A 15,857-nucleotide genomic window follows, 5' to 3' on the forward strand; every position below is an offset into this window, starting at 1 on the left:
GAACTGACACCTGTCACCGATGCATCAACGCCATACGCTTATGAACTCATCCACGAAGGGGCCTTTGATGTCGATCCGCGTCATGCTCGTCGACGACCAGGCGCTGCTGCGCACGGGGTTCCGGATGGTGCTCGCAGCCCAGCCGGACATGGAAGTCGTCGCGGAGGCGGGCGACGGCGTCGAGGCGCTTGAGGCGCTGCGGTCGACCAAGGTCGACGTGGTGCTCATGGACGTACGCATGCCGAAACTGGACGGCGTGGAGACGACCCGGCGCATCTGCCAGGACGAGAATCCGCCCAAGGTGCTGATCCTGACGACCTTCGATCTCGACGAGTACGCCTTCTCGGGGCTGAAGGCGGGTGCTTCCGGCTTCATGCTGAAGGACGTGCCTCCGGGGGAGCTGCTCGCCGCGATCCGGTCCGTGCACAGCGGTGACGCCGTGGTCGCGCCGTCCACCACGCGGCGCCTGCTCGACCGTTTCGCGCCGATGCTGCCGAACGCGGGCGGCCAGCCGCAGCACAAGGAGCTCGAACGGCTCACGGACCGCGAGCGCGAGGTCATGGTCCTGGTCGCCCAGGGGCTTTCGAACGGCGAGATCGCGGCGCGGCTCGTCCTGTCGGAGGCCACCGTCAAGACGCACGTGGGACGCATCCTGACCAAGCTCGGGCTGCGGGACCGCGTGCAGGTGGTGGTCCTCGCGTACGAGACGGGTCTGGTGCGGGCGGGTGGCGGCGGGGCCTGAGAGCTACGGGCCTGCCCTAGCGCAGCACCCCCTCGATGAAGTCGCTGCCCAGGCGTGACACCACGCCGATGTCCAGCTGGTGCTGCACATAGCGCCCGCGGCGCCGTGTCGTGACGAGCCCGGCCTTCTTCAGGACGCTGAGGTGGCGTGACACCTCGGGCGCCGTCAGGCCGTGCGCGTCCGCAAGCTCGCCCGTGGTGTACGCCCCGCGCGCGAGGTGGCGGCACAGGCGCATCCTGGCCGGGTGGGCGAGCGCCGACATGCGGCGGGTCAGCTGCTCCACGGAGGGCGGGGCGGTGAGGCCGGGCCCGCTGATCGGGTACGTGATCGCGGGCTGCCAGCCATAGCGGTGCAGCACCATCAGATGCGGCCAGCCGAGGCTGGTCGGGACGAGCACGAGGCTGCCGTCCCCCGTGACCGTGCGCCCCTCGGTGATCTTGTCGAAGGTGATGAGCCGGGCCTCCTCGTCCAGGGAGGCCGCACCGGACACCGCCTTCAGGGCCTCGGCGAGGCCCTTGCGGCGCAGCAGGTCGGTCTTGTGCCGGGCGTCGGCGGCGAGTTGGTGCTGCAGGCGCTCCCAGGTGTCCGCGAAGAACGCCTCGTCGCAGTCCTCCACCAGCTGCCGGAACCAGGCGCGGACCGCGGACGGGTCGTCGAGCAGCCGCCGGGTGAAACGCACCTGGTGCGGGCCTCGGGCGGCGGCCAGCTCCAGGGCGCGCTGCTGCACCTCCGGGGTGCCCAGGATGGAGCGGTTCGGCTCCGCGTACGACGACTGGCAGGTGAACTCCAGGGCGGCGTCCACGAATTGCTCGTCGGTCAGCTTGTCGAGCAGGTCGAGCTCCTCGGCGAGCGTGGCGCCCGGGAGCGCCTGCCTGCCGGGGATGCCGGCGAACGGCGCGAAGACGTCCGAGAACGTCGTGCGCCACAGGAAGTCCGCGTCGCACATGCGGTCCGCGAGGCACGGGTCCATGCGCGCGGACACCGCCGTCGCCCAGCCCTGGAGCCCCGGGTGGTGGCCCGGCTCCGCCAGCGCGTGCAGCGCCATGCCGAGCTCGGCCAGGGGCGAGGGCACGACGTGGATCCGCTCCGGGAGCAGCCCGGTGATGTCGATGCTCACGCTCATGGCCCCATGGTGCACCCCGCCACCGACATCCCCGCCGTCGATTGACGCTCGGCGTCAATCGACGCGACGGCGTGGGGTCGGTGGGCGCAGTCTGTGGTGAGCGGGACGCAGCAAGCGGGGCACAGCACCCGGGGCGCAGCGCCCGGGGGACCTGTCCTTCCCGCACCCTCCATGCCCTTCATGCCCTCCATGTGTCGACCCTGCTTCCCGTCGACCCACGAGTGCCCGATAAGTACCATTTACCCCGAGAGGCGAGGCCATCATGAGCATCACGCAGCAGTACCTCCTCGACAGCTACCGCGCCGCCCAGCACGACGAGCGCACCCCACCTGCCCCCGGTCAGCACGACTGGCAGGTCATCCGCGAGGTGCGCGACTACGGGCGCTTCCAGGCCGTCGTCGAGGAACGCCCCGCCCACGGATGGGTCCGGGCCGCCCTGGCCCGGCTCGCCCACTCCGTCCACCTCGGCCGGGGATCCGTCAGCCGGGGAGCCGCCGCACGAACTCCGCGACCGCATCATTGACGTCGTCGGCCGTCCACTCCAGGCCGGCCTCGGTCACGGTGACCTCCGTGACCGAGAGGCCGGGCGGGCCGTCGGGGAACCAGCGGCCGAACAGCAGGGTCTTGGTCTCCTCCGCCTGGGCGAGCGACGCCTCGGTCAGGACTTCGGAGTCGTACGGCAGCCAGACCTGGAACTGATGGGTGTGCGGCCGCTCGGGGTGCACGCGCGACCACGGCACCCCGGCCGCCGCGAACCCTTCGCGCAGCGCGTCGGCCACCACGCGCGCGTGGGCCACGTAATCGGGCAACCGGGGCAGCGTGTGCTTCAGGCCGAGCAGCGCGGACACGGCGGCCGGGAACTGCTGGAACAGCTGGCCTCCGTAGCGGTGGCGCCACACCCTCGCCTCCTCGACGAGCGTGCGCGGCCCGGCGAGCACGGCGCCGCTGAGGCCTTCGAGGGACTTGTAGAACGACACGTACACCGTGTCCGCGAGGGCCGCGATCTCCGTCAGGGGGCGGCCGAAGTGCGGTGTGCACTCCCACAGGCGTGCGCCGTCGAAGTGCACGACCGCGTCGCGTTCGCGCGCCGCCTCCACGACCTCTTCGAGCTCCTCCCAGGACGGCAGGACGAAACCGGCGTCCCGGAGCGGCAGTTCGAGCATCAGCGTCCCGAAGGGCTCCTCGAAGTCCCGCACTTCGTCGGCCGTGGGCAGCCGCGGCTCCCTCGTCGGGTGGACCGTGCGCAGACCGCTCACCACGGAGAGGGCGCCCCCTTCGTGGACCTCGGGGTGCGCGACCGGGTGCAGGGCGACCGTCGCGTTGCCGGTGCGGCCCGCCCAGCAGCGCAGGGCGACCTGCTGGGCCATCGTGCCGGTCGGGAAGAAGGCGGCCGCCTCCTTGCCGAGCAGGCGCGCGACCTCTTCCTCCAGGGTCGCGACGACGGCGTCGCCGTAGACGTCGGTGGGGTCGTCCGGGCCGACGACCTCGTGGGCCGCGGCCGCCAGGGCCGACAGGCGCTCGGCGAGCGGCACGACCAGGGGTGAGCGGTGCAGGGCCCGGGCTGCGCCACGGGCCGCCGCCGAGCGCCGGGCGCGCCCGTCCGGATCCTCCGCGGAGTCCTCCGCGGAGTCCTCCGCGGGTCCGTCCCCGAGCGCTTCCGGCTGATGCGTGAGCTGTTCCTGGGGCCGCTCTTCTTCCGCCTCGTGCACAGTCATCCTTCGAGCATGGCCTGCCCGAGGCCACCAGTCATACGAATACCCACAGCCTGTGGACAGCCGAAGACGCGCCACGGACCGATCGCGTTAGCATGACGAGAAATCGTCCGGTACCCCGAGCGGACTGGAACGGGAAGGCGTCATCGCGTGAACGCACCTCATCAGCCAGACCCGCGGGACCGCCCCGCGAGGCTCACGGTGGGCGTCGTGGGAGCGGGCCGGGTCGGCCCTGCGCTCGCCGCGGCGCTCCAGTTGGCCGGGCACCGCCCGGTCGCCGCGTCCGGTGTCTCCGACGCGTCCGTGCGCAGAGCGGCGGTCCTGCTGCCCGACGTCCCGCTGGTCACGCCCGCCCAGGTCCTGGAGCGCGCCGAGCTCGTCCTCCTGACCGTGCCGGACGACGCCCTTCCGGGCCTGGTCGACGGCCTCGTCGAGACCGGTGCCGTCCGCCCCGGCCAGCTCATCGTGCACACATCGGGGCGGTACGGCACGAAGGTGCTCGAACCTGCGCTGCGGGCCGGCGCCCTGCCGCTCGCGCTGCACCCCGCCATGACCTTCACCGGCACCCCCGTGGACGTACAGCGCCTGGCCGGCTGCTCCTTCGGCGTGACCGCCCCCGACGAGCTGCGGCTCGCGGCCGAGGCGCTCGTCATCGAGATGGGCGGCGAGCCCGAGTGGATCGCCGAGGAGTCGCGGCCGCTCTACCACGCGGCTCTCGCGCTCGGCGCGAACCACCTGGTCACGCTGGTCGCCGAGTCCATGGAGCTGCTCCGGGACGCCGGCGTGGAGGCCCCGGACCGGATGCTCGGCCCGCTGCTCGGTGCCGCGCTCGACAACGCGCTGCGGTCCGGCGACGCCGCCCTCACCGGACCCGTCGCGCGCGGGGACGCGGGCACCGTCGCCGCCCACGTCGCCGAGCTGCGCAAGCACGCCCCGCAGACCGTCGCCGGATACCTGGCGATGGCCCGTGCCACCGCCGACCGCGCACTCGCCCACGGACTGCTCAAGCCGGAGCTCGCCGAGGACCTCCTGGGGGTCCTGGCCAACGGCGCGGGCGGGACCGGCGACACCGAGGGAGACAGCCGATGACCGGCCTCCTGCACACCGCCGACGCCCTGCGCACGCGCACGCGTGCGGGCCGCCGCGCCGTCGTCATGACGATGGGCGCCCTGCACGAGGGCCACGCCACGCTCATCCGCACCGCACGCCGCATCGCGGGCGACGAGGGCGAGGTCGTCGTCACGGTCTTCGTCAACCCCCTCCAGTTCGGCGCGGGCGAGGACCTCGACCGCTATCCGCGCACCCTGGACGCCGACATCAAGATCGCCGAACAGGAGGGCGCGGACTTCGTGTTCGCCCCCTCCGTGGACGAGGTCTACCCCGGCGGCGAACCTCAGGTCCGCATCAGCGCGGGACCCATGGGCACCCGCCTCGAAGGGGCCACCCGCCCCGGCCACTTCGACGGCATGCTCACGGTCGTCGCCAAACTCCTGCACCTCACACGCCCCGACGTGGCGCTGTACGGACAGAAGGATGCCCAGCAGCTCGCCCTCATCCGCCGCATGGTGCGGGACCTGAACTTCGGCGTCGAGATCGTCGGCGTACCCACGGTGCGCGAGGACGACGGCCTGGCGCTCTCCAGCCGCAACCGCTACCTGTCCGCGGCCGAGCGGCGCACCGCCCTCGCACTCTCCCAGGCCCTCTTCGCGGGCCGCGACCGGCACGCCGCGCAGGAGGCCCTGCGCGCACGGGCGGCGAGCGCCCCCGCCACGCACGCGCGTGCCGCCGCCCTGAACGCGCTGGGGGAGTCCCGCGCCGCCGCCGACACCCACGCCGTCGCCCAGTCCGTCACGCCGGCCGTGCCCGGCGGCCCCGCGGCCGTCCGCGCCGCGGCCCGCCAGGTCATCGACGAGGCGGCCCGCCGCCAACCCCCGCTCGAACTGGACTACTTGGCGCTCGTCGACCCGGCCGACTTCACGGACGTGGGGCCGGACCACACGGGCGACGCGGTCCTCGCCGTCGCGGCCAAGGTCGGCGCGACCCGGCTGATCGACAACATCCCGCTCACGTTCGGAGCCACCGCATGAGTGCCACCGGAATACGGCTGCACGCCCCCGCCCCTGGATGGTCCCTGGACGCCGACATCGTGGTCGTCGGCTCCGGAGTGGCCGGTCTTACCGCCGCCCTGCGCTGCTCGGCGGCCGGCCTGAAGCCGGTCGTCGTCACCAAGGCCCGCCTCGACGACGGCTCCACGCGCTGGGCCCAGGGCGGCATCGCCGCGGCACTCGGCGAGGGCGACACCCCCGAACAGCACCTGGACGACACGCTCGTCGCGGGCGTGGGCCTGTGCGACGAAGAGGCGGTGCGCACCCTCGTCACCGAGGGCCCCGACGCCGTACGCCGCCTCATCGAGACCGGCGCCCACTTCGACACGGGCCCCGAAGGCGCCATCGAGCTGACCCGCGAGGGCGGCCACCACCGCCGCCGCATCGCGCACGCGGGCGGCGACGCGACCGGCGCGGAGATCTCCCGCGCCCTGGTCGAGGCGGTCCGCGCGCGTGGCATACCGACCGTCGAGAACGCCCTGGTCCTCGACCTCCTCACGGACGCCGACGGCCGCACCGCCGGTGTCACGCTGCACGTCATGGGCGAGGGCCAGCACGACGGCGTGGGCGCCGTGCACGCCCCCGCGGTGGTCCTCGCCACCGGCGGCATGGGCCAGGTCTTCTCCGCGACCACCAACCCCTCCGTGTCCACGGGCGACGGCGTCGCGCTCGCCCTGCGCGCGGGCGCCGAGGTGAGCGACCTCGAGTTCGTGCAGTTCCACCCCACGGTGCTCTTCCTCGGCGCCGACGCGGAGGGCCAGCAGCCGCTCGTCTCCGAAGCCGTCCGGGGCGAGGGCGCGCACCTCGTGGACGCCGACGGCGTGCGCTTCATGGTCGGTCAGCACGAGCTCGCCGAGCTGGCGCCCCGCGACATCGTCGCCAAGGGCATCACGCGCCGCATGCAGGAGCGGGGCACCGACCACATGTACTTGGACGCCCGCCACTTCGGCGCCGAGATGTGGGAGAGCCGCTTCCCGACCATCCTCGCCGCCTGCCGCGCCCACGGCATCGACCCGGTCACCGAGCCCATCCCCGTCGCCCCGGCCGCGCACTACGCCTCCGGCGGCGTGCGCACGGACCCGCACGGCCGCACCACAGTGCCGGGCCTCTACGCCTGCGGCGAGGTCGCCTGCACGGGCGTGCACGGCGCCAACCGCCTCGCCTCCAACTCCCTCCTGGAGGGCCTGGTCTACGCCGAGCGCATCGCCGCGGACATCGCCGCGCGCCACGCGGAAGACGCCCTCCACGCGCGCGTGCCCGCGCCGGTGTCCCGCCCCGACTCCCCCGAGCACCCTCTGCTGCCGCCCGAGGCCCGCTTCACCATCCAGCGCGTCATGACCGACGGCGCCGGAGTGCTCAGGTCCGCCGACTCCCTCTCCGAGGCCGCGGCCCGGCTGGCCCGCGTCCACGCCGAAGCCGCGGGCGCGCTCGCCGAGGACGGCAAGACCGCCGAGCCCGGCGTCGACACGTGGGAGACCACCAACCTCCTGTGTGTGGCCCGCGTCCTGGTGGCCGCCGCGCAGCGCCGCGAGGAGACCCGCGGCTGCCACTGGCGCGAGGACCACGCCGACCGCGACGACGCGGCCTGGCGGCGCCACATCGTCGTACGTCTCAACGCGGACCGGACGCTGGCCGTGTGGACGACCGAGACCAACGACTTCCCCCCGACGACGAGACTTCAGGAGAAGTGACCGTGAGCAGCACCCCCGACCTCCCCATCGCCCCCGTCGGCGGCGGCTGCGGCGACGCCTGCGGCTGCGGCGGAGACGACGCCTACGACCCCATGGAGTGCGGCCTCGACCCCGCCCTGGCGCAGCTCCTGGCCGACGCGGGGCTCGACCCCGTCGAGGTCGAGGACATCGCGCACATGGCGGTCTCGGAGGACCTGGACGGCGGCGTGGACGTCACCTCGGTCGCCACGATCCCCGAAGAGGCCGTCGCCACCGGTGACTTCACCGCCCGCGAGGCCGGCACGGTCGCGGGCCTGCGCGTCGCCGAGGCCGTCATCTCCCTCGTCTGCACGGACACCTTCGAGGTCGAGCGGCACATCGAGGACGGCGAGCGGATCGAGGCGGGCGACAAGCTGCTCAGCGTCACCACCCGCACCCGCGACCTGCTCACCGCCGAGCGCAGCGCGCTCAACCTGCTGTGCCGCCTCTCCGGGATCGCGACCGCCACGCGCGCGTGGGCCGACGCACTCGACGGCACGAACGCCAAGGTCCGCGACACCCGCAAGACGACGGCCGGACTGCGCTCCCTGGAGAAGTACGCGGTCCGCATGGGCGGCGGCGTCAACCACCGCATGTCGCTCTCGGACGCGGCCCTGGTGAAGGACAACCACGTGGTGGCCGCCGGCGGCGTGCAGCAGGCCTTCAAGGCCGTACGCGAGGCCTTCCCCGACCTGGCCGTGGAGGTCGAGGTCGACACGCTCCACCAGCTGCGCGAGGTCGTGGACGCGGGCGCCGACCTGATCCTCCTGGACAACTTCACGCCGGGCGAGACCGAAGAGGCCGTGGCGATCGTGCACGGCCGCGCGATCCTGGAGTCCTCCGGCCGCCTCACCCTGGAGAACGCCCGCGCGTACGCGGACACGGGCGTCGACTTCCTCGCGGTGGGCGCCCTCACCCACTCCTCGCCGATCCTCGACATCGGCCTCGACCTGCGCGCCGCGGAGTGACGACGACATGCTGCTGACCATCGACGTCGGAAACACCCACACCGTCCTCGGCCTCTTCGACGGCGAGGAGATCGTCGAGCACTGGCGCATCTCCACCGAAGCGCGCCGCACCGCCGACGAGCTCGCCGTGCTGCTCAACGGCCTGATGGGCATGCACCCGCTGCTCGGCGACGAGCTGGGCGACGGCATCGACGGCATCGCCATCTGCTCGACGGTCCCCTCCGTCCTGCACGAACTGCGCGAGGTCACAAGGCGCTACTACGGAGACGTGCCCGCCGTCCTCGTGGAGCCCGGCATCAAGACCGGCGTGCCGATCCTCATGGACAACCCCAAGGAGGTCGGCGCCGACCGCATCATCAACGCGGTCGCCGCGGTCGAGCTCTACGGAGGGCCCGCCATCGTCGTCGACTTCGGTACGGCGACGACGTTCGACGCGGTCTCCGCGCGCGGCGAGTACACCGGCGGCGTCATCGCCCCCGGCATCGAGATCTCCGTCGAGGCGCTCGGCGTACGCGGCGCGCAGCTCCGCAAGATCGAGCTGGCCCGGCCGCGCAGCGTCATCGGCAAGAACACCGTGGAGGCCATGCAGTCGGGCATCCTGTACGGCTTCGCGGGCCAGGTCGACGGTGTCGTACAGCGCATGGCGCGCGAACTGGCGGGCCCCGGCGGCGATCCGGACGACGTCACGGTCATCGCGACCGGCGGCCTTGCGCCCATGGTGCTCGGCGAGTCCTCGGTCATCGACGAGCACGAGCCGTGGCTGACCCTGATCGGCCTGCGGCTGGTCTACGAGCGCAATGTTTCGCGTAGTTGACCGTTTCCGCACCTGAGCGGGGTTGCGCACACAACCCTCCGCCCCATACAAGAGTCTGCGCAGGGACGGGAGTTGGGCCGGTGTCTAGTGGGCGTGGGGCAAATGGGGCGTAGCGGAAGAGCGGCCGCGGCAGTGGCGGCCGCGGTGCTGATCGGGCTCGGCGGCCCGGCGGGATCGGCGAGCGCGGTCCACGCCGTGCCCCCGGCCCCGATCGTGACCACGGTCCAGGCCGACGGCCCCGGCACGGCCACCGCCACGCGCACCGCGGGTACCACCAACACCCCCGAAGTCCCTGAGGCCTCCGCCCCTCCGGCGCCCGACGGAACCATGGCGGAAACCGGCGCAGGCGTCCTCCCCTGGATCGCCCTCGCCGGGGCCGCTGCGCTCGGAGTCGGCGCGGTCGCCTTCGCGATGGTCCGCCGCCGCGCGGACTGACCCCACGCGGACTGACCCCACGCGCCGGCCCCCGAGCCAAGCCACGCCAAAGATTGGCGTTAAGCCGATTTTGTCCGTTATTGAGCGTATCGTCGGTCCATGCCCACGCCATACGGATCCCGCGGCGGCATGGCCTTCAGTGCGGAGGAGCTGCGTGTGCTCCGCCGCGCCCTGGCCCTCGCCCTGCATCCCAGCCCCGTCTCCGATGAGGACGTCCAGGACTGCCTCAGCCTCGCCGACTCCGTCGACGAGGCGGCACGTGAGGGAGCCAGGCTCCGCGCCTTCCTGCTGGCCGACCTCGCCCGCTACCGGGCGGCCCTGCCCGGCACCGCGACCGGCTACCTCGCGCTCCTGGAGGACGTCATCGGCTCCGGCCACCAGCCGGGCCCCGACGACCTCGCCGCGCTGCGAGCGCTGCGCGGCAACCCGGCCGCCGCGGCGCTCCTGGAACGCTGCCGCGCCCTCGCCGAACGCGACGTACGCGCCCGTCTGTCGGGGCGTGCGGCCGTGCAGACCAAGGCCGCCCCGCGTCCCCGCGTCCCCGCGTCGCGCACACGCCTGCTCGCCCTCCCCGGCGGCCGCGGCGACGCGGAGCGCCCCGAGGCGCCCAAGCCCAAGTCCCCGGCGGCCCCGGCCCGCCGCCCTGCCGCCCCCGAGCCGGGCCGTCCCGTGCCGACCCCGGCCGAGGTCTTCCCGCCCAAGCGCCGCCCCGCGGACCCGGCCGACCCGGCGGCTCCGGCAAATCCGGCGGACCCGGCGCACCGGCTCGTGGCGGGCTAGCTACTCTGGGGGGCATGGACTACGTCTCCGCGCTCCTGCCCCCCGTAGTGATGGCCGTGTTCTTCACCGGTCTCATCGTGACGATCGTGAAGACCCAGGGCGGCGCCAACAAGGCCAAGGAGGACGCGGCCGTCGACGCCGCGATCACCCGCGCCGAGGGCGTCCGGCAGTCTCCGCAGCCCTGACCACGGCAGACTCCTTCCGGTGACCTGGGGTCACCCCTCGCGCACGCACGGCGTACGGCTCGCTCACATTCCGAGTCGTACGCCCTTTTTGTTGGGTAAATGGCGCCTCCGCCACGTCCGTCATGGCATTAGTGACATCTCCCACTATTGTTCTGGTGTGCCTCGCCCCTTGGGAGAACTCGAAGACTCAGTCATGACACGGGTGTGGAAGTGGAACCGCCCCGTGACCGTTCGGGAAGTCCTTGAAGACCTTCAGCAGGAACGGTCCATCGCCTACACCACTGTCATGACCGTTTTGGACAATCTCCATCAGAAGGGCTGGGTGCGCCGTGAAGCGGAAGGCCGCGCCTATCGATATGAGGCGGTCTCCACTCGGGCCGCCTACGCGGCCGCACTGATGAACGAAGCATGGTCCCAGAGTGACAACCCCGCGGCCGCTCTTGTCGCGTTCTTCGGCATGATGTCGGAGGAACAGCGCGAAGCGCTCAGCGATGCGATGCGCATCGTTCAGGGACCGAACGTTCAGGGACAGAACCCGCCGAACCCCGACGCGGCGGAGCGCGAAGCAGAACGATAGCGTCCGATCATGCCAGCAGAACCCCCTGAACTCAGCGCAAAAGCAGTCTCCGTACGCAGGGCGCGCACCGCCGATGTCCCGGCCGTGCGCGACCTCCTCGACTCCTACACCCGCCAGGGGATCCTGCTCGACAAAGCGACCGTCGCGCTTTACGAGTCGATCCAGGAGTTCTGGGTAGCGGAACGCGACGACAACGCCGAGGTCGTCGGCTGCGGTGCCCTGCATGTGATGTGGGAAGACCTCGCGGAAGTGCGCACGCTCGCGGTGAAGCCCGATGTCAAGGGCGTCGGAGTGGGACATCAGGTGTTGGGGAAGTTGCTGCAGACCGCTCGCTGGCTCGGTGTCCGGCGAGTTTTCTGTCTCACCTTCGAAGTCGACTTCTTCGCGAAGCACGGCTTCGTGGAGATCGGTGAGACGCCGGTCGACGGAGATGTCTACAGCGAGCTGCTGCGTTCCAATGACGAGGGTGTCGCCGAGTTCCTCGGCCTCGAACGAGTGAAACCGAACACCTTGGGCAACAGCCGGATGCTTCTGCATCTGTGATCGTCGCTGCGTATTCCGAACGCCTGCTGCCCCGGTTCCCTATGTCCGAAACGCGCATGTTTCCTGGGTTCTCGGGGTCCCCGGTCTCTCCCGGGGGTTTGTGTTTTTCCAGCAAAAGCGGTTTGCTTTCCGATGTACTGCAGTACTGCATATAACAGGGGGCGGCGATTCAGCGGCTCACGCCGCATGGTCCGGCCCTGAAGTTATCGATGAAAGGAAATCCGGTGGCACAGAAGGTTCAGGTCCTTCTTGTCGATGACCTCGACGGTGGCGAGGCGGACGAGACGGTGACGTTCGCGCTGGACGGCAAGTCGTACGAGATTGACCTCACCACTGCGAACGCGGACAAGCTCCGCGGTCTTCTTGAGCCTTACCTCAAGGGTGGTCGTCGTACCGGTGGCCGTGCGGGCGGACGCGGCAAGGCCCGCCCCGTCGCGACGAGCGGTGGTCAGGACACCGCAGCCATTCGCGCCTGGGCGAAGGAGAACGGTTTCGAGGTCAATGACCGCGGCCGCGTCCCCGCGTCCATCCGCGAGGCCTACGAGAAGGCCAACGGCTGACGACGGCCCCGTCGCAGACGGACCCGGTGGCACTGCGTTGCCGCCGTGTCCACAAGTCGTACGAGACCGGAGCCCACGGCGGGGTCGCTGTGGGGCACGGTGCCACCCCCCACGCAGTACAGGGACGGCAGTGCCGGCAGCGTCGGCTCCACCTCGCACCCGGGCTCTGGGGGGCGCAGCCAGACGGCCGCCCCCCGCGAGCCGGACCACCCCGGGGGCGTGGGCGCATCGGTCCGCCCGCCCGCCCCGACGGCTGTGAGCTCCAGCGGGATGTCACCCCACTCCAGCCACTCCAGGAGCCCCGGCAGTTCCTCGGCGCTCCCCGCGGCCACGAAGAGCCGCATCGTTTCCCCGCGCAGTGCCACCGGAGCCTTCGGCCCGAGATGCCGCAGCGCGGCGAAGCCGGCCTCCGCGGGAAGTTCGAGCACATCGAAGCGCAGCCCCGTGAGCAGCCGTACCGGCAGCCCCGGGCGCCGGTCCTCGGTCGCCCAGCCGAGTTCGTTCTCGTACCACTGACGCACCGGATCGCTCTGCTCGTACGGCAGGCGGGGCTGGGGAACAGTGAGGTGGGCCATGTCTGAGCAACCGCCCGACGGACCGGTGGGTTACGCAGGGTGCTCGGGCGAACGCGCAGAGTGTCCGGATTCGAGGCGTAAAAGCGTGTTCGGCGGCGCAAGGGTGTTCGCCCGTAGCGGAGGGAACCGGCGCGCGCCGCATGGAGTGTCAGTCGTTACGGGTAAGACATCCCTAGTGGGGAGGGGCGACACGCGCGCTAGGCCGTCTCACGTTCGCCATCGGCGTAGTGGTGGTGAGGGTAAGTGCCTGGCCTGCGGGAACATCGTCTCGCACCATCGGGTTGGAGCAGTTGTCGGCGTTCGGGGTCAGGAGGCACCTCTTGTTCTCGGCCGGGTGTCGGCAGTTGGAATGAGCGGTCCCCGCTTGCGGGACTAAGCTGCGGAAGGACAGGGAGGGGATCGTCCCCAATCTTTCTGACCGCTCTGAGGAGCGATTAACGATGTTCGAGAGGTTCACCGACCGCGCGCGGCGGGTTGTCGTCCTGGCTCAGGAAGAAGCCCGGATGCTCAACCACAACTACATCGGCACCGAGCACATCCTCCTGGGCTTGATCCACGAGGGCGAGGGTGTCGCCGCTAAGGCCCTGGAGAGCCTCGGGATTTCGCTCGAGGCGGTCCGCCAGCAGGTGGAGGAGATCATCGGGCAGGGCCAGCAGGCTCCGTCCGGGCACATCCCCTTCACCCCCCGTGCCAAGAAGGTCCTGGAGCTTTCGCTCCGCGAGGCCCTTCAGCTGGGCCACAACTACATCGGCACGGAGCACATCCTGCTCGGCCTGATCCGTGAGGGCGAGGGCGTCGCCGCCCAGGTCCTGGTCAAGCTGGGTGCCGATCTCAACCGGGTGCGGCAGCAGGTCATCCAGCTGCTCTCCGGATACCAGGGCAAGGAGACCGCCACCGCGGGCGGTCCTGCCGAGGGCACGCCCTCCACGTCCCTGGTGCTCGACCAGTTCGGCCGGAACCTCACCCAGGCCGCTCGTGAGTCCAAGCTCGACCCGGTCATCGGGCGCGAGAAGGAGATCGAGCGGGTCATGCAGGTGCTGTCCCGCCGTACGAAGAACAACCCCGTGCTCATCGGCGAGCCCGGCGTCGGCAAGACCGCCGTCGTCGAGGGCCTGGCGCAGGCCATCGTCAAGGGCGAGGTGCCCGAGACCCTCAAGGACAAGCACCTCTACACCCTGGACCTGGGCGCGCTCGTCGCCGGTTCGCGCTACCGCGGTGACTTCGAGGAGCGCCTGAAGAAGGTCCTCAAGGAGATCCGCACCCGCGGCGACATCATCCTGTTCATCGACGAGCTCCACACCCTGGTGGGTGCGGGCGCCGCCGAGGGCGCGATCGACGCGGCTTCGATCCTGAAGCCGATGCTCGCCCGTGGTGAGCTGCAGACCATCGGCGCCACCACGCTGGACGAGTACCGCAAGCACCTGGAGAAGGACGCGGCCCTCGAGCGCCGCTTCCAGCCCATCCAGGTCGCGGAGCCGTCGCTGCCGCACACCATCGAGATCCTCAAGGGTCTGCGCGACCGTTACGAGGCCCACCACAGGGTCTCCATCACGGACGAGGCGCTGGTCCAGGCCGCCACCCTGGCCGACCGGTACATCTCGGACCGCTTCCTGCCGGACAAGGCCATCGACCTGATCGACGAGGCCGGTTCCCGGATGCGCATCCGCCGGATGACCGCGCCGCCGGACCTGCGCGAATTCGACGAGAAGATCGCCGGTGTCCGCCGCGACAAGGAGTCGGCCATCGACTCCCAGGACTTCGAGAAGGCGGCCTCTCTCCGCGACAAGGAGAAGCAGCTGCTCGCGGCGAAGGCCAAGCGCGAGAAGGAATGGAAGGCCGGCGACATGGACGTCGTCGCCGAGGTCGACGGCGAGCTCATCGCCGAGGTCCTCGCCACGGCGACGGGCATTCCGGTCTTCAAGCTCACCGAGGAGGAGTCCTCGCGGCTGCTCCGCATGGAGGACGAGCTCCACAAGCGGGTCATCGGTCAGAAGGACGCCATCAAGGCGCTTTCGCAGGCGATTCGGCGTACGCGCGCCGGTCTGAAGGACCCGAAGCGCCCCGGTGGTTCGTTCATCTTCGCCGGCCCGTCCGGTGTCGGTAAGACGGAGCTTTCCAAGACGCTCGCCGAATTCCTCTTCGGTGACGAGGACGCCCTGATCTCGCTCGACATGTCGGAGTTCAGCGAGAAGCACACGGTCTCGCGTCTCTTCGGTTCGCCGCCCGGATATGTCGGTTACGAAGAGGGCGGTCAGCTGACCGAGAAGGTCCGCCGCAAGCCGTTCTCGGTCGTCCTCTTCGACGAGGTCGAGAAGGCCCACCCGGATATCTTCAACTCGCTCCTGCAGATCCTGGAAGACGGTCGCCTGACCGACTCCCAGGGCCGGGTCGTGGACTTCAAGAACACGGTCATCATCATGACGACCAACCTCGGCACGCGTGACATCTCCAAGGGCTTCAACCTGGGATTCGCCGCGTCGGGTGACGTCAAGACCAACTACGAGCGCATGAAGACCAAGGTCAACGACGAGCTGAAGCAGCACTTCCGCCCGGAGTTCCTGAACCGTGTCGACGACACGGTGGTCTTCCACCAGCTCACCGAGGAAGACATCATCCAGATCGTCGACCTCATGATCGCCAAGGTGGACGAGCGCCTGAAGGACCGCGACATGGGCATCGAGCTCAGCTCGACCGCCAAGTCGCTCCTCGCGAAGAAGGGTTACGACCCGGTCCTGGGCGCCCGGCCGCTGCGCCGGACGATCCAGCGCGAGATCGAGGACATCCTGTCGGAGAAGATCCTCTTCGGCGAGCTGCGCCCCGGCCACATCGTGGTCGTCGACACGGAGGGCGAGGGCGAGACCGCCAAGTTCACCTTCCGTGGCGAGGAGAAGACGGCGCTGCCGGATGTCCCGCCGATCGAGCAGGCCGCGGGCGGCGGCGCCGGGCCCAACCTGAGCAAGGAGGCGTAGGCCTGCGGCCCGCCTTGAGCAGTGCAGGGGCTGTCCCGGATCGTTTGTCGCGATCCGGGG

At 70.9% G+C, this 15,857-nt stretch carries 17 protein-coding genes; 14 read left to right on the forward strand and 3 right to left on the reverse strand.

The genetic code is table 11. The annotated features are described in order from the left end of the window. Window positions 1-67: 67 nt before the first annotated feature. On the forward strand, window positions 68-742 hold the full coding sequence (locus tag AB0G47_RS25965; protein WP_360774384.1) for a response regulator transcription factor: 675 nt from the start codon (window positions 68-70) through the stop codon (window positions 740-742). Window positions 743-758: 16 nt separating this feature from the next. On the opposite strand, the gene AB0G47_RS25970 is transcribed toward AB0G47_RS25965, so the two are convergent. Next, window positions 759-1,865: a DUF5937 family protein gene (locus AB0G47_RS25970; protein WP_266863738.1), complete on the reverse strand. Its 1,107-nt coding sequence runs from the start codon at window positions 1,863-1,865 to the stop codon at window positions 759-761. 262 nt (window positions 1,866-2,127) lie between these two features. Between AB0G47_RS25970 and AB0G47_RS25975 the strand changes: the two genes are divergently transcribed. After that, window positions 2,128-2,388, forward strand: coding sequence for a hypothetical protein (locus AB0G47_RS25975; RefSeq protein WP_360774387.1), 261 nt, complete (start codon window positions 2,128-2,130; stop codon window positions 2,386-2,388). Here AB0G47_RS25975 and AB0G47_RS25980 read toward each other — a convergent pair. Continuing rightward, window positions 2,345-3,580 (reverse strand): beta-eliminating lyase-related protein, encoded by a 1,236-nt coding sequence (locus AB0G47_RS25980; RefSeq protein ID WP_360774390.1) that lies wholly within the window; start codon window positions 3,578-3,580, stop codon window positions 2,345-2,347. The genes AB0G47_RS25975 and AB0G47_RS25980 overlap by 44 nt on opposite strands. A gap of 147 nt (window positions 3,581-3,727) precedes the next feature. Between AB0G47_RS25980 and AB0G47_RS25985 the strand changes: the two genes are divergently transcribed. The 11 genes from AB0G47_RS25985 (at window position 3,728) to AB0G47_RS26035 (ending at window position 12,253) form a co-directional block, all read left to right on the forward strand. Then, window positions 3,728-4,666 carry a DUF2520 domain-containing protein gene (locus AB0G47_RS25985; protein ID WP_360774393.1) on the forward strand — a complete coding sequence of 313 codons (939 nt, stop codon included), beginning with the start codon at window positions 3,728-3,730 and terminating at the stop codon, window positions 4,664-4,666. After that, window positions 4,663-5,664 carry a pantoate--beta-alanine ligase gene (gene panC / locus AB0G47_RS25990; RefSeq protein WP_360774396.1) on the forward strand — a complete coding sequence of 334 codons (1,002 nt, stop codon included), beginning with the start codon at window positions 4,663-4,665 and terminating at the stop codon, window positions 5,662-5,664. The genes AB0G47_RS25985 and panC overlap by 4 nt, the downstream gene beginning before the upstream one ends. Further along, window positions 5,661-7,373, forward strand: coding sequence for an L-aspartate oxidase (locus AB0G47_RS25995; protein WP_360774399.1), 1,713 nt, complete (start codon window positions 5,661-5,663; stop codon window positions 7,371-7,373). Before panC ends, AB0G47_RS25995 begins: the two co-directional genes overlap by 4 nt. After that, the gene (gene nadC, locus AB0G47_RS26000; protein WP_360774401.1) at window positions 7,370-8,359 is read left to right on the forward strand and encodes a carboxylating nicotinate-nucleotide diphosphorylase; all 990 of its coding nucleotides are present in this window, start codon (window positions 7,370-7,372) and stop codon (window positions 8,357-8,359) included. Before AB0G47_RS25995 ends, nadC begins: the two co-directional genes overlap by 4 nt. A 7-nt stretch (window positions 8,360-8,366) precedes the next feature. Continuing rightward, window positions 8,367-9,173, forward strand: a complete 807-nt coding sequence (locus AB0G47_RS26005) for a type III pantothenate kinase (protein WP_360774404.1) — start codon at window positions 8,367-8,369, stop codon at window positions 9,171-9,173. Between the two features lie 132 nt (window positions 9,174-9,305). Beyond that, window positions 9,306-9,608 carry a hypothetical protein gene (locus AB0G47_RS26010; RefSeq protein WP_360774407.1) on the forward strand — a complete coding sequence of 101 codons (303 nt, stop codon included), beginning with the start codon at window positions 9,306-9,308 and terminating at the stop codon, window positions 9,606-9,608. A 99-nt stretch (window positions 9,609-9,707) separates the two neighbouring features. Then, complete coding sequence (locus tag AB0G47_RS26015) at window positions 9,708-10,388, forward strand: hypothetical protein (protein WP_360774410.1); 681 nt, start codon at window positions 9,708-9,710, stop codon at window positions 10,386-10,388. A 14-nt stretch (window positions 10,389-10,402) separates the two neighbouring features. Beyond that, complete coding sequence (locus AB0G47_RS26020) at window positions 10,403-10,573, forward strand: hypothetical protein (RefSeq protein WP_266863718.1); 171 nt, start codon at window positions 10,403-10,405, stop codon at window positions 10,571-10,573. A 169-nt stretch (window positions 10,574-10,742) separates the two neighbouring features. After that, on the forward strand, window positions 10,743-11,150 hold the full coding sequence (locus AB0G47_RS26025) for a BlaI/MecI/CopY family transcriptional regulator (RefSeq protein WP_360774414.1): 408 nt from the start codon (window positions 10,743-10,745) through the stop codon (window positions 11,148-11,150). 9 nt (window positions 11,151-11,159) lie between these two features. Then, window positions 11,160-11,693, forward strand: coding sequence for an amino-acid N-acetyltransferase (locus AB0G47_RS26030; protein WP_266863714.1), 534 nt, complete (start codon window positions 11,160-11,162; stop codon window positions 11,691-11,693). A gap of 224 nt (window positions 11,694-11,917) precedes the next feature. Further along, complete coding sequence (locus tag AB0G47_RS26035; RefSeq protein ID WP_360774417.1) at window positions 11,918-12,253, forward strand: Lsr2 family protein; 336 nt, start codon at window positions 11,918-11,920, stop codon at window positions 12,251-12,253. Here AB0G47_RS26035 and AB0G47_RS26040 read toward each other — a convergent pair. Next, window positions 12,232-12,828: an SCO3374 family protein gene (locus AB0G47_RS26040; protein ID WP_266863709.1), complete on the reverse strand. Its 597-nt coding sequence runs from the start codon at window positions 12,826-12,828 to the stop codon at window positions 12,232-12,234. The genes AB0G47_RS26035 and AB0G47_RS26040 overlap by 22 nt on opposite strands. A gap of 440 nt (window positions 12,829-13,268) precedes the next feature. On the opposite strand from AB0G47_RS26040, the gene AB0G47_RS26045 reads away from it, so the two are divergent. After that, complete coding sequence (locus tag AB0G47_RS26045) at window positions 13,269-15,797, forward strand: ATP-dependent Clp protease ATP-binding subunit (RefSeq protein WP_360774419.1); 2,529 nt, start codon at window positions 13,269-13,271, stop codon at window positions 15,795-15,797. Window positions 15,798-15,857 lie beyond the last annotated feature (60 nt).

Source organism: Streptomyces sp. NPDC021622 (genome assembly GCF_040640795.1).
In the GTDB taxonomy this organism is placed as follows: domain Bacteria; phylum Actinomycetota; class Actinomycetes; order Streptomycetales; family Streptomycetaceae; genus Streptomyces.